24 protein-coding genes are annotated in these 22532 nt (G+C 40.9%); 21 read left to right on the top strand and 3 right to left on the bottom strand.

The window, feature by feature from the left end; genetic code table 11:
• The first annotated feature begins 18 nt into the window (after positions 1 to 18).
• The 15 genes from ACSAJE_RS03555 (at position 19) to ACSAJE_RS03485 (ending at position 13833) form a co-directional block, all read left to right on the top strand.
• Positions 19 to 1215 (top strand): cation:proton antiporter, encoded by a 1197-nt coding sequence (locus tag ACSAJE_RS03555; protein WP_118690353.1) that lies wholly within the window; start codon positions 19 to 21, stop codon positions 1213 to 1215.
• Positions 1216 to 1340: 125 nt separating this feature from the next.
• Positions 1341 to 1736: a C-GCAxxG-C-C family protein gene (locus tag ACSAJE_RS03550; RefSeq protein WP_458009692.1), complete on the top strand. Its 396-nt coding sequence runs from the start codon at positions 1341 to 1343 to the stop codon at positions 1734 to 1736.
• Positions 1737 to 2077: 341 nt separating this feature from the next.
• Positions 2078 to 3070 carry a Fic family protein gene (locus tag ACSAJE_RS03545; protein WP_458009691.1) on the top strand — a complete coding sequence of 331 codons (993 nt, stop codon included), beginning with the start codon at positions 2078 to 2080 and terminating at the stop codon, positions 3068 to 3070.
• 347 nt (positions 3071 to 3417) lie between these two features.
• Positions 3418 to 4281 (top strand): EamA family transporter, encoded by an 864-nt coding sequence (locus ACSAJE_RS03540; protein ID WP_118506599.1) that lies wholly within the window; start codon positions 3418 to 3420, stop codon positions 4279 to 4281.
• Between the two features lie 29 nt (positions 4282 to 4310).
• A complete protein-coding gene (locus ACSAJE_RS03535; protein WP_243104002.1) occupies positions 4311 to 4556 on the top strand; it encodes a nicotinamide mononucleotide transporter in 246 nt (81 codons plus the stop codon).
• A 172-nt stretch (positions 4557 to 4728) separates the two neighbouring features.
• Complete coding sequence (locus ACSAJE_RS03530) at positions 4729 to 5190, top strand: S-ribosylhomocysteine lyase (RefSeq protein ID WP_118506601.1); 462 nt, start codon at positions 4729 to 4731, stop codon at positions 5188 to 5190.
• A gap of 72 nt (positions 5191 to 5262) precedes the next feature.
• Positions 5263 to 5955, top strand: coding sequence for a 5'-methylthioadenosine/adenosylhomocysteine nucleosidase (locus ACSAJE_RS03525; RefSeq protein ID WP_118506602.1), 693 nt, complete (start codon positions 5263 to 5265; stop codon positions 5953 to 5955).
• 41 nt (positions 5956 to 5996) lie between these two features.
• Complete coding sequence (locus tag ACSAJE_RS03520; RefSeq protein WP_458009690.1) at positions 5997 to 6800, top strand: PfkB family carbohydrate kinase; 804 nt, start codon at positions 5997 to 5999, stop codon at positions 6798 to 6800.
• Positions 6801 to 6908: 108 nt separating this feature from the next.
• Entirely contained in the window at positions 6909 to 7373 is a 465-nt protein-coding gene (locus ACSAJE_RS03515) for an N-acetyltransferase family protein (RefSeq protein WP_458009689.1), read from the top strand.
• Between the two features lie 410 nt (positions 7374 to 7783).
• Positions 7784 to 8785 carry a calcium/sodium antiporter gene (locus ACSAJE_RS03510; protein WP_118690359.1) on the top strand — a complete coding sequence of 334 codons (1002 nt, stop codon included), beginning with the start codon at positions 7784 to 7786 and terminating at the stop codon, positions 8783 to 8785.
• Positions 8786 to 8891: 106 nt separating this feature from the next.
• On the top strand, positions 8892 to 9587 hold the full coding sequence (locus ACSAJE_RS03505) for a TMEM165/GDT1 family protein (RefSeq protein ID WP_458009688.1): 696 nt from the start codon (positions 8892 to 8894) through the stop codon (positions 9585 to 9587).
• Positions 9588 to 9728: 141 nt separating this feature from the next.
• A complete protein-coding gene (locus ACSAJE_RS03500; RefSeq protein ID WP_458010046.1) occupies positions 9729 to 10610 on the top strand; it encodes an IS3 family transposase in 882 nt (293 codons plus the stop codon).
• 185 nt (positions 10611 to 10795) lie between these two features.
• On the top strand, positions 10796 to 11953 hold the full coding sequence (locus ACSAJE_RS03495) for a Fic family protein (protein ID WP_458010045.1): 1158 nt from the start codon (positions 10796 to 10798) through the stop codon (positions 11951 to 11953).
• 121 nt (positions 11954 to 12074) lie between these two features.
• A complete protein-coding gene (locus tag ACSAJE_RS03490) occupies positions 12075 to 13013 on the top strand; it encodes a cysteine-rich small domain-containing protein (protein ID WP_458009687.1) in 939 nt (312 codons plus the stop codon).
• Positions 13014 to 13056: 43 nt separating this feature from the next.
• Positions 13057 to 13833 carry an N-acetyltransferase family protein gene (locus ACSAJE_RS03485; RefSeq protein ID WP_458009686.1) on the top strand — a complete coding sequence of 259 codons (777 nt, stop codon included), beginning with the start codon at positions 13057 to 13059 and terminating at the stop codon, positions 13831 to 13833.
• Here ACSAJE_RS03485 and ACSAJE_RS03480 read toward each other — a convergent pair.
• Positions 13793 to 14467, bottom strand: a complete 675-nt coding sequence (locus ACSAJE_RS03480; protein ID WP_458009685.1) for a DNA alkylation repair protein — start codon at positions 14465 to 14467, stop codon at positions 13793 to 13795. The genes ACSAJE_RS03485 and ACSAJE_RS03480 overlap by 41 nt on opposite strands.
• Positions 14468 to 14682: 215 nt before the next feature.
• Between ACSAJE_RS03480 and ACSAJE_RS03475 the strand changes: the two genes are divergently transcribed.
• The 3 genes from ACSAJE_RS03475 to ACSAJE_RS03465 are packed head-to-tail and all read left to right on the top strand — an operon-like array spanning position 14683 to position 17503.
• Positions 14683 to 15012, top strand: a complete 330-nt coding sequence (locus ACSAJE_RS03475; protein WP_118690364.1) for a PadR family transcriptional regulator — start codon at positions 14683 to 14685, stop codon at positions 15010 to 15012.
• 8 nt (positions 15013 to 15020) lie between these two features.
• A complete protein-coding gene (locus tag ACSAJE_RS03470) occupies positions 15021 to 16715 on the top strand; it encodes a permease prefix domain 1-containing protein (RefSeq protein WP_458009684.1) in 1695 nt (564 codons plus the stop codon).
• Between the two features lie 14 nt (positions 16716 to 16729).
• Positions 16730 to 17503: a hypothetical protein gene (locus ACSAJE_RS03465; RefSeq protein WP_118690366.1), complete on the top strand. Its 774-nt coding sequence runs from the start codon at positions 16730 to 16732 to the stop codon at positions 17501 to 17503.
• Here ACSAJE_RS03465 and ACSAJE_RS03460 read toward each other — a convergent pair.
• Positions 17500 to 18831 carry an MATE family efflux transporter gene (locus tag ACSAJE_RS03460; protein ID WP_458009683.1) on the bottom strand — a complete coding sequence of 444 codons (1332 nt, stop codon included), beginning with the start codon at positions 18829 to 18831 and terminating at the stop codon, positions 17500 to 17502. The genes ACSAJE_RS03465 and ACSAJE_RS03460 overlap by 4 nt on opposite strands.
• A complete protein-coding gene (locus ACSAJE_RS03455) occupies positions 18828 to 19772 on the bottom strand; it encodes a GTP-binding protein (protein WP_458009682.1) in 945 nt (314 codons plus the stop codon). Before ACSAJE_RS03455 ends, ACSAJE_RS03460 begins: the two co-directional genes overlap by 4 nt.
• A 99-nt stretch (positions 19773 to 19871) precedes the next feature.
• Here ACSAJE_RS03455 and ACSAJE_RS03450 point away from each other — a divergent pair, with 99 nt between their 5' ends.
• The 3 genes from ACSAJE_RS03450 (at position 19872) to ACSAJE_RS03440 (ending at position 22510) form a co-directional block, all read left to right on the top strand.
• Positions 19872 to 20882, top strand: a complete 1011-nt coding sequence (locus ACSAJE_RS03450; RefSeq protein ID WP_458009681.1) for a hypothetical protein — start codon at positions 19872 to 19874, stop codon at positions 20880 to 20882.
• 126 nt (positions 20883 to 21008) lie between these two features.
• On the top strand, positions 21009 to 21659 hold the full coding sequence (locus ACSAJE_RS03445; protein ID WP_458009680.1) for a TetR/AcrR family transcriptional regulator: 651 nt from the start codon (positions 21009 to 21011) through the stop codon (positions 21657 to 21659).
• A 149-nt stretch (positions 21660 to 21808) separates the two neighbouring features.
• Entirely contained in the window at positions 21809 to 22510 is a 702-nt protein-coding gene (locus tag ACSAJE_RS03440; protein ID WP_118690371.1) for an ABC transporter ATP-binding protein, read from the top strand.
• Positions 22511 to 22532 lie beyond the last annotated feature (22 nt).

The raw sequence follows: 22532 nt of genomic DNA, 5'->3' as shown, positions 1-22532 counted from the left end.
AGGAAAAAGGTAGTAGATATGTTGACATCATTAGCGTTTATTTTTCTGGTAGGACTGGCGATGGGAGCCATCTGCCAAAAGTTAAAGCTGCCAAGGATCATTGGTATGCTTGTAACGGGTATCGTATTAGGCCCGTATGTTTTGAATCTGTTAGACCCATCAATTTTGGGAATCTCAGCGGATCTGCGCAAGATGGCTTTGATCATTATTTTGTTGAAGGCAGGACTGTCATTAGATCTGGCGGATCTTAAGAAAGCAGGGCGTTCGGCAGTAATGATGGCGTTTGTGCCGGCATCTTTTGAAATCGTCGGATATATCGTATTTGCGCCGATGATCTTAGGCGTGAGCAGAGTGGAGGCGGCTGTGATGGGAGCAGTGCTTGGAGCGGTATCACCAGCCGTGGTTGTGCCAAGAATGGTTGGCCTGATGGAGAAGAAATATGGAACCAAAAAAGCGATACCACAGATGATCTTAGCAGGGGCATCTTGTGATGATATTTTTGTGATCGTACTTTTTACGACCTTCTTAAGCATGGCGCAGGGTGGCAGTGCTCATGTAATGGACTTCGTTAATATACCGATATCTATTGTTTTAGGCGTATTACTGGGTGCTGTAGTCGGTTATGCCTTGTATTTGTTTTTTGAAACGGCATATGCGAGAAAACACTGCGTGCGCAACAGTATGAAAGTCATCATTGTACTGGGATTTTCGTTCTTGCTGATCGCTATCGAAGGATGGCTGGAAGGAAAAGTGTCGGTATCCGGTCTGCTGGCAGTTGTCAGCATGGCGTGCGTCTTGAAGTTCAAAAGTACCGAATTTGTGTCCAAAAGATTATCCGAAAAATTTGGCAAGCTCTGGCTTGCAGCGGAAGTTGTGTTGTTTGTGCTTGTCGGTGCGGCAGTGGACATCCGTTATACGCTGAGTGCCGGACTGGCGGCGGTACTGATGATTGCGGTGGCACTTGTCTGTCGTGCAGTTGGTGTGCTCCTTTGCGTTACAGGGACACAGCTTTCTTGGAAAGAGCGGATCTTTTGCGTGATCGCCTATCTGCCTAAGGCAACAGTGCAGGCAGCAATTGGTTCGGTCCCTCTGTCTGCAGGACTTCCTTGCGGCAAGATCATTTTGTCCGTAGCGGTGCTCGCCATTATCATTACGGCGCCGATCGGAGCAATCGGCATTGACTGCAGTTACAAAACGTTATTAGAAAAAAATTAGGATTTGGTGTGTGCGTAGTACGATAGGTCTGGATCTAGACGGTCATATCGGGAACATGGACATTTTCACAGGAAGTGATTATAATAAAAGATTAGAAACGATAATGCTATACGGAGGACAAGCAGATGAGTGATACGAGACAAGAGAAATGCGAGCAGGCAGTAGCAAAAAAACATAGCGGTTATAATTGTGCGCAGGCAGTTGCCTGCACTTTTTGCGAAGAGGCAGGCTTAGATGATGAAACGATGAGAAACCTCATGCAGGGGTTTGGCGCAGGGCTGGCAACGATGGAAGGAAACTGCGGTGCGATCGCTGGAGCGGTAGCGGCAGCAGGAATGATCAATAAGGATCAGATGAACACTTTTCAGGATGCGCGTTTGATCATGCAGCAGTTTATGGAGCAGAATGGAACGGTTATCTGCAAAGAACTGAAAGGAATAGAAACAGGACATGTGGTCCGCAACTGTGATGACTGTGTCAGAGATGCGGTTCGCTTTTTGGAGGAAGCATTACAGAAATGATAAATTCGATCAATGAGAGGCGTTAAAAATAGTGCGGCGTTACATAAAACAGAGGCAGAAGATGGGGATGGGGTGTACTATCTCGAAAGTACGAATGAACTTGTGATTGTGTCAACTGATGGATATATTAGAACATTTTTTAAACCGAATGATGGGATCGCTTATTATAATAGGCAATGATAGTTGGAAGAATGGTTAAAAAGAATTTGTATAGATGGTAAAAATATGGATTGGCTGGCTTATGTAGAGGTGTTTAAAGTTTTATTGAAATTATGTATAATTTTGCCTATAATAGGGGAAGATAATGCGCAAGATAATGCGCAAGATAATGGAGGGCATTTATGGAAAAATATCAACCACCATATACGATTACCAACCAAATGTTATCATATGTAGCATCGATTTCAGAAAAAATAGGGCGTATTACACTGATCAGTAATATGGAAAAAAAGCCTCATCTTAGGAAGAATAATCGAATTAAGTCCATTCATTCTTCTTTAAGGATTGAGGATAATTCGCTTACCTTGAATCAAGTGAGAGATGTTATTAATGGTAAAATAGTGTTAGGGGAACAAAGAGAGATACAAGAAGTTAAAAATGCCTATTGTGCTTATGGAAAGATAGCAGAAATTAATCCTTATAGTATTCGGGATTTGAAAAAGTATCATGGAATTATGACAAAATATCTCGAAGAACAATCGGGAGATTTTCGTAGAGGGGAAGAAGGTGTATTTCATGGTGATGAGTGTATTTTTATGGCACCTCCGGCACAGTATGTCCCACAGTTGATGGAAGAACTTTTTGCATGGATGAAGGAGGTAGCGAGAGAAATACATCCACTGATTCTTAGCAGCATATTTCATTATGAGTTTGTATTTATCCACCCGTTTTCAGATGGAAATGGTCGAATGGCAAGGCTATGGCATACGACAATTCTCTATCGATGGAAACCAATATTTGAGTATATTCCGATTGAAAGTCAGATTGAAAAATTTCAGGATGATTATTATGAGGCAATAGCAAAGTGTCATGTTGCTGGAGAATCTACCCTGTTTATTGAATTTATGCTCGCACAGGTTGATAAAATTTTGGATGAGATAACTGTTCAGGTTGATGAAGACAATGAACAGCTTACTGAATATATTAAGAAACTACTTGGAGTTATGGAATATGATGTTCCCTATACAAGTAATACGCTTATGGAAAAGCTAGGTTTGAAATCTAGAGAAGGTTTTCGCAAAAATTATTTGCGACCGGCATTGGATTTGCAGATGATTGAAATGACCATCCCGGACAAACCGAATAGCAGAAACCAGAGATATAGAAAGGTTTGAACTGTAGGTGGAATGAAATGGTGCAGTGCCAGAAATGTGATCACCACAGATAAGGAGAGAAACAATGCTTAGATACACAGAAGCAATGATCGCAGAATGAAGATGTTAGACCGCATTACGGATGAACGATTGATGCCGATTGTTGGACAACTTCAAAAATATAGAACGGCAGGTTATCAGGAAGGATTGGCATGGGATGAATTTGTTTGACAAGTATTTTTCTTTGTATATAAGATAGAGATGTTTACTATGCGCGTAGAGAATAGCGGTTCGCAATTGTGATGACTGTGTTAGAGATGCGGTTCGCTTTTTGGAGGAAGCATTACAGAAAGGAATGTGATTTTATCATGTGGTTATTGTATGCGGTAGGTTCTTCCTTTTTTGCAGGAATTACATCTATTCTTGCAAAGTGTGGAATTAAGAAAACGGATTCCGATGTAGCAACCGCGATCCGTACGATTGTAGTCTTGTTATTTTCGTGGCTGATGGTTTTGATCACCGGGACGAGTGGTCAGATCACACAGATCAGTGGCAAGACATTTTCGTTTTTGGTACTTTCGGGATTAGCGACCGGAGCCTCTTGGCTGTGCTATTTTCATGCATTACAAAAGGGTGACATCAATAAAGTTGTGCCGATTGATAAAAGCAGCACCGTATTGACGATCTTGTTAGCGCTTATTTTTCTGCATGAGGGCATTACCGTTCCTAAGATCATTTCTGTTGTATTGATCGGTGTGGGTACTTTGTTGATGATCGATAAAAAGCAGGATAGTAAGGCGCAGACTGCAGGCAAAGAATGGATGATTTATGCGGTGTTATCAGCAGTATTTGCAAGTCTTACTGCCATTTTGGGCAAAGTCGGCATAGAAGGTGTAGATTCTAATCTTGGAACGGCAATCCGTACAACGGTCGTGCTCGTTATGGCTTGGCTAATGGTCGTGGTTAAAGGGAAATGGAAGCAGGTCAAGACGGTCGAAAAAAAGGAACTTGCCTTCGTGATGTTATCGGGACTGGCGACCGGAGCCTCTTGGCTGTGCTATTACCGCGCACTTCAGACAGGGCAGGCAAGTGTTGTTGTACCGATTGACAAACTCAGCATTTTGGTGACGATCGCATTTTCATGGATCGTCTTTCGTGAAAAACTTTCCGGCAAAGCAGTGTTTGGGCTTATCGGCATTGTAGCGGGAACACTGTGGCTGGCATTATTGTAGGAGGCTTTAGGAGAAGTTTTAGAATCAATATGAGTGATCCAATTGCAAGTTTAACAAGGAGAGAATGGTGGGTGTGGATCTGTTCGTTGGTAGTGATCGTTATGGCAAATATTTTGCCGGGGGATTTTGATCTTCTCACATTAATTGCATCATGCATAGGAGTTACCTCTCTTGTCTTGGCAGCAAAAGGAAATGTGTGGTCGCAGATTTTGATGATCATATTTAGTATTCTTTATGGTATCATTTCTTGGCAATTCCGTTACTGGGGGAAATGATCACCTATCTGGGAATGACGATGCCGATGGCTATTCTTTTATGATGTCTATGGTTTTATCAGTTGGAAGAAAAGAGAACGGGAAATCACCGTTTAGATTGTAAAAAAGGACAAGAAATGGTATGCTATAAATGTTTTGATTTGGACGAACAAGAAAGGAATGGTGAATTATTATGGAGAGAATAACAAGTTTTACGATAGATCATGATGTATTGGTTCCGGGCTTTTACATTTCCAGAAAAGATGGAGATATTACAACCTATGATCTTAGAACGAGAAGACCGAACAAAGGAGATTATATGAGCAATGCGGATATGCATTCTGTAGAGCATATGTTTGCGACCTATATCCGTAATTCGGAAATTGCGGATTCGGTTATTTACTTTGGACCGATGGGATGTCAGACCGGATTTTATCTGCTGGTCAGAGAAGTAGAACCTAAGAAAGTTTTTCAGATCACGAAAGAGGTGTTATCTCAGATCATTGCTCATGAAGGAGAGGTATTTGGAGCATCTGCGGCAGAGTGTGGTCATTATGAGAACCTTGATCTGGAGATCGCAAAGGAAGAGTGCAGAACTTATCTTGCTGTTTTGGAAAAACAGACTAATATGGAATTTTCATATCCAACAAAATAAATACGGTAAATTTGCGCTTGCGGCAAAGCGATAAAGCGCCTGTAAGTGTGCGAATAAAGAAAGGAATATACGATGAGAATAGGTGTGATCGGTGCCATGCAGATTGAGATCGACAATCTGAAGAAGTCACTGGAAAATAGTACAACAGAGGAAATCAGCAGTGTTCAATTTGTCAAGGGTAATATTGGAGAGGTAGAGGTAGTTGCTGCAGTGTCCGGCGTAGGAAAAGTGTTTGCGGCAATCTGTACGGAAGCCATGATATTAAAATATCAGGTGGATATGGTGGTCAATATTGGTGTTGCCGGAACGCTGTGCAAGGAACTGGGCGTGATGGATGTTGCGTTAGCAAGTCAGGTGGTACAGCATGATATGAATACTTCTGCTTTGGGAGATGACATTGGCTTGCTTTCCGGAATCAACCAGATTTATATTCCAAGTGATGAGAAGATGACGGCATTGATGGAACAATGTATTGCTGAAAAAGAAATTCATTACAAGGTAGGAACCATCGCTACCGGAGATCTGTTTATGCAGGGAGAACGGCAGAAAGAGAAACTTCATCAGCGATTTGATGCGATCGCGGCAGAGATGGAAGGTGGCAGCATTGGTCATGTTTGCTATATGAACCATGTCCCATTTACCGTACTTCGCACAATCTCCGATGGTGAGGGCGGAGCGATGGATTATGCTCAGTTTGCCAGGAAGGCAGCTAAATTGGGCATCGAGATCGTTATTGAGTTTATTAAGAAAATTATTATTTCATAAAGTGACGCGATGAATAAAATCAAGTTGACCGAGGTGACGCAATGAATAAAATCAAGTTGACTGCACTTCCCTGCATATGTGTAGATGTTTTTGACGGGATTGAAATGATCAGACCGGGCGGAGAAGCGTTAAATTTTGCTGTTCATGCTTCACGTTTTACGAATATAGATGTTACGCTTCTTGGTGTTATCGGAAAAGATAAATATGCAGAAGTGATAATGGATTCAATAGCAAAATTTGCTATTGATAAAAAACATATACGGATTGATGAAAGGCATCAGACTGCAAATAATATGACGTATCTTACGGAATCAGGCGATAGGTATTATAAAGATGATTCTTGGAATGGTAGTATTCTCGATAATATCGTGCTGAATGATGACGAAATCAAAATCTTATCAGAATCCGATGTGGTATTTGTTCATTTTTGGGCTTCGTGTCTTTCACAGGTAATCGAACTGAAAAAAACACATGGCTTTAAGCTTGTGGTGGATTTTGATGTATATAGAGATTTTGCTGATATGGAACGCTTTGCTCCGTATATTGATTTTTTTATGATAAGCGGATCGGAAGAACTTCTGCCGATGTTTAGGGGGTTATCGAATAAATACAGCTGCCTGTTCAATGTGTCACTTGCAGAACATGGAAGCGTTACATACTTTAATGGACAGGAATACAGAGTGCAGGCTGTAAAAGTTGAAAGCATAATAGATACCACAGGATGCGGCGACAGTTATCACGCCGGCTTTGTTTGTTCATATATGCTTGAAAATGATATTAAAAAGGCAATGAATGTCGGATCTGAAATTGCAGCAGAAACCTTAAAACATTATGGTGGATTCTGAATTACAAAATAGCTATTGTTTTACTGACATAATAAGCAATATGTGACAACATGATAATTTTTGATGTGCGAAGATTGAGTTATATCAACAAGTAAAGGAGAACAGATTATGAGCGAAAAATTTATCGTAAGAAAAGCAGAGAAAAATGATATAGCAGAGATACAAACACTGATAAAAGATTTGGCAACATACGAGAAAAGACCTCAAGATATGACAGCTTCCCAGGAAGATTTGTGCTACTGGATTTTTGAGAAGAAAATAGCAACAGTATTGATCGCGGAATATAATGAGGAGATCATCGGGTATGCTGTTTACTATCCTATATTTGGCTCGTTTGCGGCAGAAGCAGGGGTTCACTTGGAAGATGTGCTTTTAAATGAGAAATATCGTCATTGTGGATTAGGAAGAAAGTTCTTTTCCAAAATAGAAGAATTTGTTAAGGAAGATGGATATTCTAAAATGGAATGGAGCTGTCTGGACTGGAATACACCATCAATTCGTTTTTATGATAAAATCGGTGCCACGCAAGAGCAAGGACGAGTATATTTTTCGTATAATTGTAAACAAATTTGAGATCGTATTGAAAAGATGAGATATTATCAATGGTTGAATGAAAATGTAAAAAGTTAAAAAGTTATCAGTCGTGAAAATGATGTTGACATAGGCACCTTCATTTGATATTATTTATCAAGTAATTAAATATTCCATGAGGGAGTAGTTGGCGCGAAAGTGTGATTTGTCAACATTCTGATTATAAACCGAGAGTATAATCTGGCAAATCTTAAATAATGAGACTCATGTATATCGATTAACTGCTTGTGCAGAAAGCGCAGGTGGATAATTGATATACATGAGTCTTTTTAATTTTGTAGGAAATTGCTGTTATGTAACGTAACAAAAGCAAAGCGCTGGCTTTGCCTTTTTGTTTCGGCATAGACTTCGGCTGACAACACTGCCTTGGGAAAGAGAAAAAGGAGAAAAATATGGAAAAATTGATTAATGACGCCCCATTTGTTCTTGTGCTTGTGTTCCTTGTAATTGGTTTTACATTGTTGATCAAGGGCGCAGATCTATTCGTGGAAGGAAGTTCAAGCGTAGCCAAGAGACTACATGTGCCATCTATCATTATCGGACTTACGATTGTAGCAATGGGGACATCGCTTCCGGAGACGGCGGTAAGTGTATCGGCTTCCCTTGTAGGCAATAATGAGCTTGCAGTTAGTAATGTGGTTGGTTCCAATATCTTTAATCTGATGGTTGTTATCGGCGTATGTGCAATGTTAGCAACGGTAAATGTTGCTAAAGAAACCATAACGAGAGATATTCCGTTGTCATTGATCTGTGCCGGACTCTTGATGTTGTTTGGAAGTGTCGGAATTGGTGACAAATCAGATTTAACATTAGGACGCTTTGACGGTGTGATTTTAATTGCTTTCTTTGCCGGCTATTTATTCTATATGGTTAAGATTGCATTAAAGGCAAGCAGAGAAGGCAAGAGCGTTGAGATTGAAGGTGGATCTGATGAGGACATTAAGATTGTTTCTGTTCCGGTAAGTATAATATTTATTGTCGGTGGAGCGATCGCAATAGCATTTGGTGGAGATGTTACTGTAGATGCCGCATCGAGGATCGCAAGCGATCTCGGAATGAGCCAAACGCTTATCGGACTTACGATCGTTTCGATAGGAACATCGCTTCCGGAGCTGGTAACTTCTATTGTTGCAGCCAGAAAGAATGAAGTTGATATGGCACTCGGTAATGCGATAGGATCCAATATATTTAATATACTTATGGTGCTTGGTGTGGCTTCTGCAATCAGTCCGATCAGCATAATCAAAGAGAACATTATAGATATGTGCGTACTTATTGTGTTTACCGTGTGCGTATGGATATTTGCAGGGACTAAGAAAAAAATTGGGAAGATAGAAGGTTTCTGTATGGTTGCGTTTTACTTAGCGTATGCGGTGTACATCATAATAAGATGATGTTAAGGGCAAAATGATCTTTGAACGAAACATTATAGTAAGATAATGTTGAGAACAATATATTTTCGAACGAAACATTATTGGAGATATATGAGGGATAAGACAAATGATATTATTTTTAAAAATTTTTTTCACAGAATTTATAGCAGAGATGGGGGATAAAACGCAGCTTATGCTGATCGCTCTTACATCTAAGTACAAGTTAAGAGATATTATATGTGGAACGGCTATTGCTATCCTTGTACTAAATGGACTTGCTGTTCTTGCCGGCGGATTGGTTAGTGAATTGATTCCGGAATGGCTTATTAAAATGATCGCAGCATTTGCTTTTCTTTATTTTGCAGCATCAACGATCGCAGGGGATGAGGAAGAAGAGGAAGAAGGCAGCAGATCAAAGATTCAGTTTGCTCCACTTGCAGTATTTTGCACATTTTTTGTAGCAGAGCTTGGCGATAAGACACAGCTTACTGCCATTACTTTTGGTGCTAATGAAGGTATGAGTGCAGCATTTGTCGTATGGATCGGCTGTTCTTTGGGACTTTTTGCAGCAGATATTCTTGGAATGTTGATTGGCTATTTGTTAAAGAGCAAGGCACCGGATGGACTGCTGAATACACTTGCCGTTGCCATCTTCTCCGTATTTGGTGTATACACACTTTATCAGGGGCTAAAGCTGATAAGAGCAAGCGTTTATGCAATTCCGGTATTCCCGATCCTAATTGTGATAACGGTTATTTTTGCAGGTTTGTGTGGCTGGCTGTTTTACAGAAAAATGAAAAAGAAGAGTCACGCAAGAATATAGAAAAGCAGTCAAATATCAAATATTGACGAAACTCTTCATTGCCATAACATCCAAAATACAGTAAAATAATAACAAATTCATCAGACACAAGGAGTAACTCGTTTCCTAAAATAAAGCCATAGCCACCGCTGGTGGCATTGCATTCTTCGCAAAGGAAATCGATTAGAGCAATACCGATTTATTGACCAATACCGCAATGAGTTCGGAGTAAGATGGCTTCTTGCCCGATTCCATATTTATCCGAATTCCTACTATAATTACAAAAAGAACAGAAAGGCAGGTTATCTGGCAGACAAAGAAAAGAAAAAACAACAAATATTAAGTATTTACTATGAATATGACGGACGTCCCGGATATCGGATGATGGTTATATTTTTAAGAAGAAGGGGAATCAGTCTGAGCAGGACAACTGTACTCAAATATATGAGGGAATTAAAGCTCAGATCTGTTGTGATACCCAAAAAACCTCGGTACCGTAAAGGAGACTGTTATAAAAGATTTAATAATCTGTTAAAGCAGGACTTCACAGCAATTAAGCCAAACGAAAAATGGTGTACAGATTTTACTTATCTTCATCTTTCGGATGGTGCAAAAAGATATAACTGCAGTATCATAGATCTGTATGATAAATCGGTACTGGCAACACTGAACAGTAAAAGAATCGATGCGGAATTGGCTATCCAGACATTACAGATTGCCCTTGACAGGAATCCTGTAAAAGGAAAAATTATTCTGCATAGTAATCAGGGGTCACAGTATACCTCCAGAGCCTCCACAGAATTTTGTGCGGGAAAAGGGATTCGACAGAGCATGAGCAAAGCAGGATGTCCTTATGATAATTCTCCGATGGAAAGTTTTTATGGAACATTTAAGTCGGAATTTATACGACAGAATCGGTTTGAAACAGATCAAGAGTTAAATGAAAGCACGTTGGATTATGTATATGGCTATTACAATCATATACGTCCACATTCATCAAATGGATACATGACACCGTTTGAAAAGAGATATTCCAATCAATGATTTTTTCAGTGTGAATGTTACAAAAATGCTTGACCATCTCACACTTTATCAACGAGGTCGCAGGCAAAAGCAGATTATACAGGTTAATGAATTGTGCCTTGTATTGTTCTAAAACATGTGTTAGTCTGGCTCTGTAGACTTGAAAAAGATGGAATTATAAAACTATGGAAAACGAGGTGGTGGATATGGAAAAAGATCCGTTTAAGGAATATTTAAGAGAATCTGAACCGAATAAAGCTTATAAGGGTTATGCTTGGAGTACAGCAATCGGACTTCAGGCGGTGGATGGGCTCAAACCATCTAAATATTTGATTGATACTGCCATTCAGAATATTGAAGGCAAAATTACAATGAAAGAAGCTCAGAGTCTTATTGACAGCTACTATGAAGAAAGACCAGTACATTTATCTGATGATGCGCGTACCGAAGAGGCGGATAAGGTTTCTTCTCGTATTGCAGAAATCCTTTCTGAATCAGCGTTTTCATTTTCTCCGAATGAGTATATCTCTATCCACCGCAAACTCTTTCAGGGGATTTACAACCATGCTGGAAAGATTAGAGATTATAATATCACAAAGAAAGAATGGGTACTTGATGGGGCGACTGTTGTGTACGGCAGTGCTTCTGAACTGAGAGCAACGCTTGAATATGATTTTTCACAGGAGAAAGATTTTAGCTATAAAGGTCTTTCAATGGATGAGATTCTTCATCATCTTGCGGTATTTATTTCAAGGTTATGGCAGATCCATATTTTCGGAGAAGGCAATACGAGAACAACAGCTGTATTCTTTATTAAATATTTGAGAACACTTGGCTTTGTCGCAACCAATGATATTTTTGCAGAAAATGCGTGGTATTTTAGAAATGCACTTGTCCGTGCCAACTATACGAACCTGCAAAAAGGTATTCACGAAACAACAGAATATCTGGAAGTGTTTCTTCGAAACATGCTTTTGAACGAAAAAAATGAACTTCAAAATCGAAATCTTCACATAAGCGGACTTTTGAATAATGAAAAAGTGGATATTCAAGATACAAAAGTGGACATTGAGAAGGAAAAAGTGGACATTCAAGATACAAAAGTGGACATTCAAGATACAAAAGTGGACATTGAAAGCATACTTTCTGTGAAAGGCAGGGATTTCTCTGTTAAAACAACGGTTCATATTCATAGAATCTTTGAGAAGTTTGGTTTTGACGAGGTGTTTGGAAGAAGTGCAGTTATGCAGCTTCTTGAGTTGAAAAGTTCAGGTGCTTCGAAACTTCTCTCCAATTTGGTGCAGGCGGATCTTATTGAACCAGTATTCGGTTATGGAAAAGGAAAATATAAATTTAAGAAGTAATTTAATTTTTAGAAATACTTTTTTGAAAGTTAGAAATTATCATACACATAATGCTGAGGTTGCTAGAATGAAGTCGTCAGTTGTGCACTATCTCAAGTGATGAGCGAAAGGAGAGTTACCATTGCGTGACGCAAGTTATCGTTTTTTTCAAAATAGAGCGTGTGAATTTTTTCCATGTCATGCGGTAGAAGATGTGGAAAAGTTTAACTGTCTATTTTGCTATTGTCCGCTATATTTGCGGGAGAAATGTCTTGGAAATCCGTCTTATCTGGTTGATGGGCGAGGATGTAAGATCAAGGACTGTAGTAATTGTACAGTAGTGCATCGACCGGAGATGTATGATGAGATCATGCATCAGCTTGGCAGACAAGATCAGGTGTTGGAGTTATCGATTCGCAGTTTTTGGAATGAAATTTTAGAGCGGATTGCAGAGATTGCCGGATGGCATCAAATGGACGAGGAGATGAAAAGGGAGCATCGATCTACTGCGGTAAGTGCAGTCACCAATCTGTTGCAAAAACATAAATATTTGTATCGGGTAGAAGTGATGTTGCAGCCATTTGATAAGTCTTGTGTGCAGGACGGAAAATTTCAGTTTGGCGGACAGGAGATCCGATGCAATGTGTTAGAGCGGATCGATCGCAGCCAAGTGGAAAATGGCTATATCTATGCATTTCATGCACCGGATATCAATGTAGACGAGGGAGAGTCGCTGCTTGCTAAATATTATTTGGAAGTATTTCAGATTGCCTGTATGGATGTCTGTAGACAACAGATACAGGACTATTTGGAACGTAAACACAGTGTCCTTCAGAAACAATACTGCAGTCCGTCTTTTGGACCGGGATATTATGGAATGGACATTGATGTGGCTCCTAAATTGCTCTCGTTTCTTGAGGCTGATACAGTTGGCGTGAAGTGGCAGGAGGATATGTTGTATCCGATCATGAGTCTGGTCGGTGTGTATCTGATCAGTAAGGAGGAACTGTTAGCTGACTGCAAGGACTGCGCCAATTGTCTGGGACAGGCGGGTGGCTGTCAGTATTGTATGAATCGATGAGATTGTTGGAGAAATTTGGAAAAAGGAATTGGAGTGACCTATCATGAGTGACATTACGATAAGAACGGCAAGGCTGGATGATGCATCCAAGCTGGTTCGTATCTATCAATATTATGTAGAGAAAACAGCGATCACCTTTGAATATGAAGTGCCTACGGTAGCAGAGTTTCGGCGCCGCATGGGAACTACGATGCAGAAGTATCCGTATCTGGTGATTGAGGAAGATGGCGTCATACAGGGGTATGCTTATGCAGGAGCGTTTCATCCAAGAGAGGCATATGATTGGTCGAGTGAACTCACGATTTATATGTCGCATACAGCGAGAAAAGGCGGTTTGGGCCGCAGGTTGTATGAAGCATTGGTAGATCAGTTGCGCAGTATGGGGATTCTTAATGTATACGCCTGCATCGGCTATCCGCAGCAGGAAGATGAATATCTGACAAAAAACAGTGAGCAGTTCCATAGACATCTTGGATTTGAGACGGTAGGAACTTTTCATCATTGTGGTTATAAATTTGGCCGTTGGTATGATATGATCTGGATGGAAAAGATGATTGGATCGCATGATTCGGTACAACAATCTGTGCTTTTTCCAGAGAGAAAAGCGTATACGATCACAGAGATTGTAGAGGATGATTTTGGCTGTGAGGGAAGACCGGAGGGAGCAGAACCGATGGTGACCGTATCTTTGGACAGCGATCATGGAGTCTGGGGCAAAGTACGCATTGCAGATGATTATTTGTACGAACACCATTTGGATGTCGGTTCTGTTGTTCATACTACCGAAATGTTTTTAGATAGCATTTCCGTTCGTCCGTGATCCGGTAGCTTTCCACTGCCTTTTGGATGGTTTTGCGATGCACCCATGCAGGGAGGATACGTTTTTCGATATAAGGAATTGTCGCATCCCATTGCTTTGCCAGTGCAGTGGCGAGATACCATGCGATCATCATGTTGACATAGTATTCATCGGATGTGGTATCGGTGACAAGTTTGAGATATTCCGGACGAAAATCTTCGTCCAAGTAAAAACGCATTAACATTTCCATACCATACCGGATGGTGTAAGTATGAGTGGAATGAATCCATTCTTTGATGTGTTTGAGAAGAACTTCTTTATTTTTGGCAAAACATTTGGGCGCAGGCAGATCGCAAGTTGCCCAGTTATCAATATAGGGCAGAAAGCGTTCGATTTCTTTCAAACAATTCTCAAAGTCTTTGATATTTGCTACGAGCATCATATGGAGATTGTTTTCTTCGTAATAATGATGCGGAAGCTCATGAAGAAACTGTGCGGACTCTTCCTGTGCGGCAAAATCTTTTGCAAATTTGCGTAGAATGGGTGTTCGAATCCCGATGATCGTTCCTTTGTCTATACCCGGCAGCAGCTTGGTATGAAAATCCCGATATTTTAAGTCTTGTAAATCAAATAATTGTTGTTGTAAAGTTGTCATAATATGCTGTTGTTCCTTTCTCTATATTCCGTAATGTTTCACAATTATATGTCGCTATTGCAATGGAGTGCTTCCGATAGCAGTGTATCAGACAGCAGTTATTTTGTAAAAGGTCTATGTAAAATATTACTTGACCTGTCGTAGTAATTATGATATGCTCTATCTACGACAGACGTACTACGACAGTCGTGGTATGACGGAGAGGAGGCAGAAATTTGATCAGCAGTGATGTCATTCGCGGATACAATGATACGATCATTTTGTATCTCCTTCAGCAGAATCCTTCGTATGGCTATGAGATTTCTAAACAGATTCGGACGATTTCCGAGGAAAAGTATATTATCAAAGAGACAACGTTGTATTCAGCATTTACGCGCATGGAGAAAAACGGATACATCGAATCTTTTTCCGGAAATGAGACAAATGGAAAGCGGCGGACCTATTACCGAGTGACGCCAGAGGGAATGGCGTATTACAAAGAAAAATGCAAGGAATGGGAAGTGACGAAGGAAGTCATTGACAAATTTATTGTCAGGAAAGGATGAAGTAGAGCATGGAGGCAATTAGGGAATATTTACATAATATGTTCTTGAATCTACCGGAGACGCCGCAGGTATTGCGTGCGAAAGCGGAATTGATGGAGATGATGGAAGATAAATATGAAGAATTAATGCAGGAAGGAATGTCAGAGAAAGAGGCTGTGGGAACGGTAATCTCGGAATTTGGCAATCTGGATGAACTTGCGGAGGAGTTAGGGATTGACGGTTTCGTGAATCAGGAGCAGACGCAGTCAGAGACAAGGGAAAACTCCACTACAGATGACACAAGCAGACAATCCGATTCCCGTTGGGGATTAGAAGAGGTGCGGAGGTATCTTTCGGATGGACGTAAGCATGCACGAATGATTGCTTTTGGAGTAATGCTTTGTATTTGGAGTCCGCTTTTGTCAAGTGTTAGTGATGGTGCAGTGGAAGAGGGGTACATAACGAATATCCTATCAGACGCTATGGATGGTTCCTTATTCCTGTTCGTGGGAATTGCGGTGCTGTTGTTTATTATGGCTTCCAATTGTCATAAACGTTATGCGAAGATCAAACATTTTACCATAAATCTGGATGAGCAGGCGGTTTCTTATCTAATGATTCGAGGAAAAAAGGACGAAAACAAGCGGTTTGTTTTGTTGTGCTTGGGCGTACCGTTGTGTGTGTTCAGTGTGATACCTTCTATGTTTTCTGATTATATAGACAATGCACTGATACAGGAAATAATGGATAGCAGCGTTTTATTCATTGTGGGAATAGCGGTATATTGTTTTGTATATGGTGGCAGTGTGAAAAATCGTTACAAAGACTTGTCCAAGGCTGTAAAAAATCATGCAGGAGCATATCAGACCGGTGGAAAGAATTATTATGGAGCAGGTACACAGCCGCTATTTGAGAAAAAACGTTTTCCTGCCGGAGTCTTTCTTGGCGTACTTCTGATTACAACGGCAATACTTGCTGTGGTTTCTGATTTCTCAAACACTGTGTACCAAAATGCGGACAGACAACAAGAAGATTTTACACAGATATTGCAAAAAATTTCTTCCACAGATAAGATTCGTGCCATTGATGTGGAAGAAAATGCAGGGAAGATTGCTATCGAGGTTGATGATGATATTACAAAGCCCGATATACATTATGATGGCAAAAGCAATAAGCAGCCTCAGATATCTTATAAAGATGGTAAGCTTACCGTAAAAAGTAAGTCCACAGGATCGTTTCATTTGTTTTCGCAGCGTACTTGGAAGCGCAGTTATTCTATGACGATCAAGATTCCGGCGGCGATGTATGATCATGGAAAGCTTGCAGTAAATATGTCTGCAGGGGATATTCATTTGACAGGACTTACCGGTGGTGAAGCAAGTGTTAGTGTGGATGCCGGTAATGTCCAAGTGAAGGATTGCAGTTTGGATCGCATAGAGGTTGAGGCAGATGCCGGGAATGTTGATATGAAGGGCAGTCATATATATGATGTAAATGTAGACATTGATGCCGGTAATTTTAAGATGGATTTTGACGGACCGCAGGAGGCATATGCATATGACTTAAGTGCTGATCTAGGACTCATTTCGGTCGGTCAAAATAAAAACAGTGGTGTTAGCAATGAATATACGGCGCAAAAGGATCAGCAGATAGAGGGATATGAATCCTATCAGCAGATAAAAGCCGATGTAGATATGGGAAATATTACGATCAAGACAGAGTAGAGGAGGAAGAGACTATGAACAAAGATAATTTATTTTGGGGTGTTGTATTTTTAATGGCAGCGATTTATATTTTAATGCGGAGTGTTGGGATGGCACCGGATGTTAGTATTGTACGGATCATCATTGGACTGCTTTGTATTACCGGATTTATAAAAGCTGCGATCGATCTGGAATTTGGTGGGATGCTGTTTTCGCTGGCAATTTTATTTATTGTTTTTCGTCGTTATATAGGATTGGAAAGCATGTCTTCATGGTCGATCCTGATGGCGGCATTATTTGGAACGATAGGATTAAATATGCTTTTTGGAGATCATGCCTCTGCATATCGTAACCGCAAAAGAGCAAAACGTTATGGAGAGCAGTTTGAGCGGCAGCAGGAGCAGTATGAGGGACAGATGGGCGAAAATACGGACACTTCCGGAGCGAGCCAAGGCTTTTACGATTCAAATATGCAAGGGGAACATATTGTACTGAGTGGATTGTTTAATGGAACGAAAAAGAATCTGCAGTCTGCAAATTTCAAAAGTGCGCTTGTGGATTGTACCTTCTGTGGAATGGAAGTGAATATGACAGGAGTGAATATTCCTTCCGGCACAGCGGTGATCACGCTGGATATTCATTTTGCAGGAGTGAATTTCTATATTCCTGCAGATTGGAATATCGTGGATCAAACCGGCTGTACCTTTGGAGGGTTGAAAGAGCAGCAGGCTGCGGCGCCAACGGTAGGACCGACCATTATTTTCGAAGGCAAGATCACTTTTGGCGGTGTTGAGATCTATCGCGTTTAGGCATAATGATAACGCCCACGCATTGTAAATAATAGCATCAGAGTGACACAGAGTGTGAGTAGTTCAGCTGCATTGATAGACCACCAGATGCCCATGATGCCAAAGAGCAGAGGAAGCAGCAGTACAGCTGCGATCTGAAAGATCAGCGTGCGCAGGAACGAGATCAAGGCGGATAATGGACCGTTATTTAAAGCCGTAAAGAATGAGGAGCCAAAAATATTAAATCCATTGATCAGATAGACGAGGCAGCAGATGCGGAAACCGGTCTGGGTCATTGCGTGAAGTTTGGCGTCATAACCAACAAAAAGTTTGGTGATATAAGGTGCTAATAATTCTGCCGCACCGACTAATGCAATGCCCCATACGGCGATCAAAGATATGCTTTTTCGAAATATATTTTTAAGCTCTTGGTGATTTGCAGCACCATAATGATAACTGATGATCGGGGCACTTCCAATGGAGTAACCAAGGAACGTGGATATAAATATGAAATTGACATACATAATTGCGCCATAGGAAGCGACACCATTTTCACCGGCATAATTCATAAGCTGTAAGTTGAACAGAGAGCTTACGATAGAGTTGGATACATTGGTCATCAATTCGGAGGAGCCGTTTAGACAGGTTTGGAGAAGTACTCTGCCATGAAATTTTGTTTTGCCAAGATGCAGTAAGCTTGAATTTTTACGGCTGAAATAAAATATTGGAAAAATACCACCAATAAATTCACCACATACAGTAGCAATGGCGGCTCCGGCGATTCCCCAATGAAATACAGCAATAAACAAAAAGTCAAGAACCATATTTGTGACTCCGGCACTGATGATCACATACAATCCAAGTTTTGGTTTGCCGGCAGTCACAAAAAAGCTTTGAAAAACATTTTGCATCATAAAAGCGGTCATGGAAATAAAAGAGATACGACCATATAAAGTGCAATTCTTAAGCAGCTCACCGTGTGCACCGAGCATGCGTGCGATAGCCGGGGTAAAGATGATACCGAGCAGCGATAAAATAAGGCCGCCAATGGCAGTGACATATACCAGAAGAGAAAAGTATTCGATGGCTTTCTCTTCTTTTTGTTCGCCCAGTGTTTTGGCAACAATGGCACTGCCGCCGGTTCCTATCATAAAGCCTAATGCGGAAATTCCCATAATAAATGGCATGATCAGATTGATAGCGGCTAAGGCTGTTTTACCTACAAAATTAGATACAAACAATCCGTCAACAACGCTGTATATGGACGTAAAGATCATCATTACGATAGATGGAAATACGAATCGCAATAATTTTTTATACGTAAAATGTTCCGATAATGAAATACTCATACACAACTCCTTCCCCAGTAGCGTTCGATGACATCTTGATGGAGATCTTCACCAATAATGATGAGGATTGCCTGTCCGTTTGGGACGGGCGTAAGCACCGTCTGCTTTTTGGTGGCATTTACCGACAGCCAGCTTCCATCAGGAAGCTGTTGAAATCCTTTAATGCGGAAAATGTTACCACAGTTCGGATCTTGAAATAATTTTGGGCAGGATTCTTCTAGAAATTCTGCTGTAAAGTCCATATTCATGAAATAGAGACTGTCATAGGATTTGTCGGTGTCAAACCATAATTTGGTATACTCGGCATTATGCCAGCCGGAAGTCATGATCGCTTTGTAATCAGAATCGCTTAACTGATCCAGTGGCTTGTCGATGATAACTTGTTTTGGTAATGTTTGTATTTTGATTTCATGATAGGTGTCAAAAAGATAATTCTTCATAGCCATTACCTGTGCGTCATTCGCATCATCCATGTGGCTGAAAATGATGGTTCCGGCTTCGGATGCTTGCGAAGCGAGCAGATAACGTGATGTTTCGGAGAGAGGGAGTGGCTGGGAAACATCCACAATAGTAATAACATTACCAATGGTATACCAGCGTTCCAACGGATCTTCGTGCAATACGTCAAAAAATTCATCCATATCAAAAATGCCGGACGGCTCCACTAAAATGCGGTCATAGCCGCACATTCCCATTGCGATCAATTTTGTTTTGAAACGGCGTTTGTGGCAGTCTGCATCGCAGCCTCCTGCAACCATTTCCAATGTGCAATGTTCTCCTAAAATGTCCTGAAGCAGCATGGCGTCCACATTGACTGCACCATGGTCATTTTCCAATATACCAATATTTAAGCCCTGCTCCATCAGGTGAGTTGCATATTTTCGAATAAACGTAGTCTTGCCTGCACCAAGAAATCCCGTGATCAAATCAATAGTAATCATAGCAGCCTCCTTTTTGCAATATTGTAACATATAGGAGATGGTATTGACAGATGTTTTGAAATATCAGATAATAAATAGAAGAATGGGGGGGTGTAGATCGTGGCAAAGAAAAAAAAGTCCAAAAAAGAAAAACAATCAGTGGCAGTAAATAAAGACGTTGCAATTTCAAGATTTCGTAATCGGATTATGAGTGATGAGACAGTGAAATATATTTATTCTGAAAAAGAATCAATACTTCATGATAAGCATTGTTTGTATGCCAAAGAGATCCCGGATAGTGATTTGTTTTATGAAAAGCAGTATTTGCCATCTATGAAACAGTGCCCAAAGTGTGCATTGCGTGCATATATCAGTTCGGGTGCTAAAGACAGTCAGAATATATCCATGTATTTGAAATTATTTAAACAGTTTCAGATCAAACTAAAACAAATACGTCATATGTATATTGATTGTGGAATGCAGACGGAGGCCTTTCCGAATATGATGATGGTATGGGATCGCGAAGATGCTTGGAAGATACAACCGATCCGAGGAAGAGGGCAGGTGTGTCTATATCATAATAATTATCATATCAATGAAGAAGGTAAGCGGGTTTTTGACAAGGGATTTCACATTCAAAGCGAATATTTAAGCAGGACAACCATTGATAAGGCGTTGGAAGCGATAGAAACATATTCTTATTCGAAACACCGTAGTGCAGCAAAAGTGAATAGTAAGCTTACGAATGGATCTGACAAAGAAGCAGCAGGTTTTGCAGCAAATAAACGTGTAAAAGGGCTGTTAGAGAAAGTACGGGGGTGGTTCGCTGCTTGGAACACAAAGGAAACGGAGGAACACTTGGGACTTCGGCTCGACAATTTCAAAATACCGTCCCGGGATGGCTATCCGCATGATGGAGAGCGCTGCGTGTATATCTGGGAAGGCAGAGACGGCGAACGGAAGTGGCAAGTGGGTGCGTATGAATGGAGTAACCGTGCATTTACTGTGCAGTTTGGCAACAACCATTTTGTGACAGACAAGAATAAGGTGATCGCTTGGAAACGGATTGACAGTACACAAGGTATTATCGGTGACAGTGGCGAGAATCGGTACATTGGGGTTGACAAATGAGGAAAGTTCTAGTAACATAACAGCGTTATGTTGCGGCTGTGTCGGTGAAATAGCATTTTGACTGAGGATATGTGAATGGGGATTTCATGACAGAGCATAGAGTGATATGAGGAAATGGAGTTTGCGATGGGAACAGAGTCTGCATCACTAGAGACAAAGGTTCGCTTACAGCAGTGTGCAGTATGTGAATTTATGGAGAAAGGTTTTTTGAAAGCTTCTTTGCGGTCTATTTGCCGTGAGGCGGGAGTGACAACGGGGGCGTTGTACTTTTTCTTTCAAGATAAGGATGACCTGTTTGTTTCTTTAGTGGGTGATGTTTTACAGCAGATTCAGGGTATGATGCAGGAACATTTTGATAAAGAGCGTGTTGAGGCAGACGGGGACACCGCTGTTGATCTTGAAACTGGTGATTATTCAGAGGATGAGGCGGTTTCAAAAATGATCATTCATGCACTTTATGAGCAGCGTGACAGTGCATTGCTGTTATTGACAAGATCCCAGGGGTCGTCGTTGGAAGGTGCGGTTGACGAATTGATTCGGGTAGTTACGATTCATTATCGTATGCTGGCGGATGTGATGACGGAGAAGTTAGGCATGGAACCGTTGGAGGAATCTTTCGTACATTGGATATCCCATATGCAGATCGATACATTTATTTATATGATCACGCATATTGAGAAAGAGGAAGAAGCACTTCGTTATATCCAGCAGGCGACACATTATATGGTGAATGGCTGGTATGGAATGTTCCGCAGTTTGGGCAATGACCGTACTTGATATACGGTCAGAAAATACTGTTGGAAAATGTTGATGAAATAAGGTTACTATAGGAGCTGTTTCAGAGATAGCTCCTTAAAAATAACAGACAACATAACAGCGTTATGTTAAGGCGAGTGCAAGTTGCACGGAGTAGATTGGAGGATGCAATGTATATTGAAGTAAAGGATCTGAAAAAAAGTTATGGCACCGGTGATAGTAAAGTGCAGGTGCTGCGTGGCGTTACAACGGAAGTGGAGCAAGGGAAAATGTGCGTTATTCAAGGAACGAGTGGTTCCGGTAAATCCACGTTATTGAACTGTATTGGGGGACTGGATACGATCGACTCAGGATCTGTTGTTGTCAATGGTACGCAGATTGCAGGCATGGCACAGGATGCTTTGGCAGAGTATCGCCGTGCTAATTTAGGATTTATCTTTCAGTTCTATAATCTGGTGCCAAACCTGACGGTTCGTGAGAACATTCAGGTGTGTCAGTACTTGACAAAACAGCCATTAGATATGGATGATCTGCTTGAAACTCTCGGATTATCGGAGCATCAGGATAAATTTCCTTCACAGCTTTCGGGTGGACAGCAGCAACGGTGTGCGATTGCACGTGCTCTGATCAAAAATCCGGCATTGCTGTTATGTGATGAACCAACGGGAGCACTGGACTCGAATACCTCTAGAGATATTTTGGTGTTATTAGAGCAGATCAATCAAAAATATGGAACAACAATGCTTATTGTCACGCATAATAATTCAATCAAAAATATGGTACATCAGGTTATTCGGATTAAAGATGGCATGATCCGAGAGTGTTATGAAAATGAAACACGAGTACCGGCAGCAGAATTGGAAGATCTTTAATATAGCAAAGGAAAGGCAAGGT

This window comes from Jutongia sp. SJQ-6 (assembly GCF_054161275.1).
The sequence above is the reverse complement of the archived record's forward strand: the minus strand, read 5'-3'. Positions and strand labels throughout refer to the sequence as shown.

Coding starts and splice junctions, on each gene's coding strand:
- ACSAJE_RS03555 (WP_118690353.1), top strand. CDS start 19: ATGTTGACATCATTAGCGTTTATTTTTCTGGTAGGACTGGCGATGGGA.
- ACSAJE_RS03550 (WP_458009692.1), top strand. CDS start 1,341: ATGAGTGATACGAGACAAGAGAAATGCGAGCAGGCAGTAGCAAAAAAA.
- ACSAJE_RS03545 (WP_458009691.1), top strand. CDS start 2,078: ATGGAAAAATATCAACCACCATATACGATTACCAACCAAATGTTATCA.
- ACSAJE_RS03540 (WP_118506599.1), top strand. CDS start 3,418: ATGTGGTTATTGTATGCGGTAGGTTCTTCCTTTTTTGCAGGAATTACA.
- ACSAJE_RS03535 (WP_243104002.1), top strand. CDS start 4,311: ATGAGTGATCCAATTGCAAGTTTAACAAGGAGAGAATGGTGGGTGTGG.
- ACSAJE_RS03530 (WP_118506601.1), top strand. CDS start 4,729: ATGGAGAGAATAACAAGTTTTACGATAGATCATGATGTATTGGTTCCG.
- ACSAJE_RS03525 (WP_118506602.1), top strand. CDS start 5,263: ATGAGAATAGGTGTGATCGGTGCCATGCAGATTGAGATCGACAATCTG.
- ACSAJE_RS03520 (WP_458009690.1), top strand. CDS start 5,997: ATGAATAAAATCAAGTTGACTGCACTTCCCTGCATATGTGTAGATGTT.
- ACSAJE_RS03515 (WP_458009689.1), top strand. CDS start 6,909: ATGAGCGAAAAATTTATCGTAAGAAAAGCAGAGAAAAATGATATAGCA.
- ACSAJE_RS03510 (WP_118690359.1), top strand. CDS start 7,784: ATGGAAAAATTGATTAATGACGCCCCATTTGTTCTTGTGCTTGTGTTC.
- ACSAJE_RS03505 (WP_458009688.1), top strand. CDS start 8,892: ATGATATTATTTTTAAAAATTTTTTTCACAGAATTTATAGCAGAGATG.
- ACSAJE_RS03495 (WP_458010045.1), top strand. CDS start 10,796: ATGGAAAAAGATCCGTTTAAGGAATATTTAAGAGAATCTGAACCGAAT.
- ACSAJE_RS03485 (WP_458009686.1), top strand. CDS start 13,057: ATGAGTGACATTACGATAAGAACGGCAAGGCTGGATGATGCATCCAAG.
- ACSAJE_RS03480 (WP_458009685.1), bottom strand. CDS start 14,467: ATGACAACTTTACAACAACAATTATTTGATTTACAAGACTTAAAATAT.
- ACSAJE_RS03470 (WP_458009684.1), top strand. CDS start 15,021: ATGGAGGCAATTAGGGAATATTTACATAATATGTTCTTGAATCTACCG.
- ACSAJE_RS03465 (WP_118690366.1), top strand. CDS start 16,730: ATGAACAAAGATAATTTATTTTGGGGTGTTGTATTTTTAATGGCAGCG.
- ACSAJE_RS03460 (WP_458009683.1), bottom strand. CDS start 18,831: ATGAGTATTTCATTATCGGAACATTTTACGTATAAAAAATTATTGCGA.
- ACSAJE_RS03455 (WP_458009682.1), bottom strand. CDS start 19,772: ATGATTACTATTGATTTGATCACGGGATTTCTTGGTGCAGGCAAGACT.
- ACSAJE_RS03445 (WP_458009680.1), top strand. CDS start 21,009: ATGGGAACAGAGTCTGCATCACTAGAGACAAAGGTTCGCTTACAGCAG.
- ACSAJE_RS03440 (WP_118690371.1), top strand. CDS start 21,809: ATGTATATTGAAGTAAAGGATCTGAAAAAAAGTTATGGCACCGGTGAT.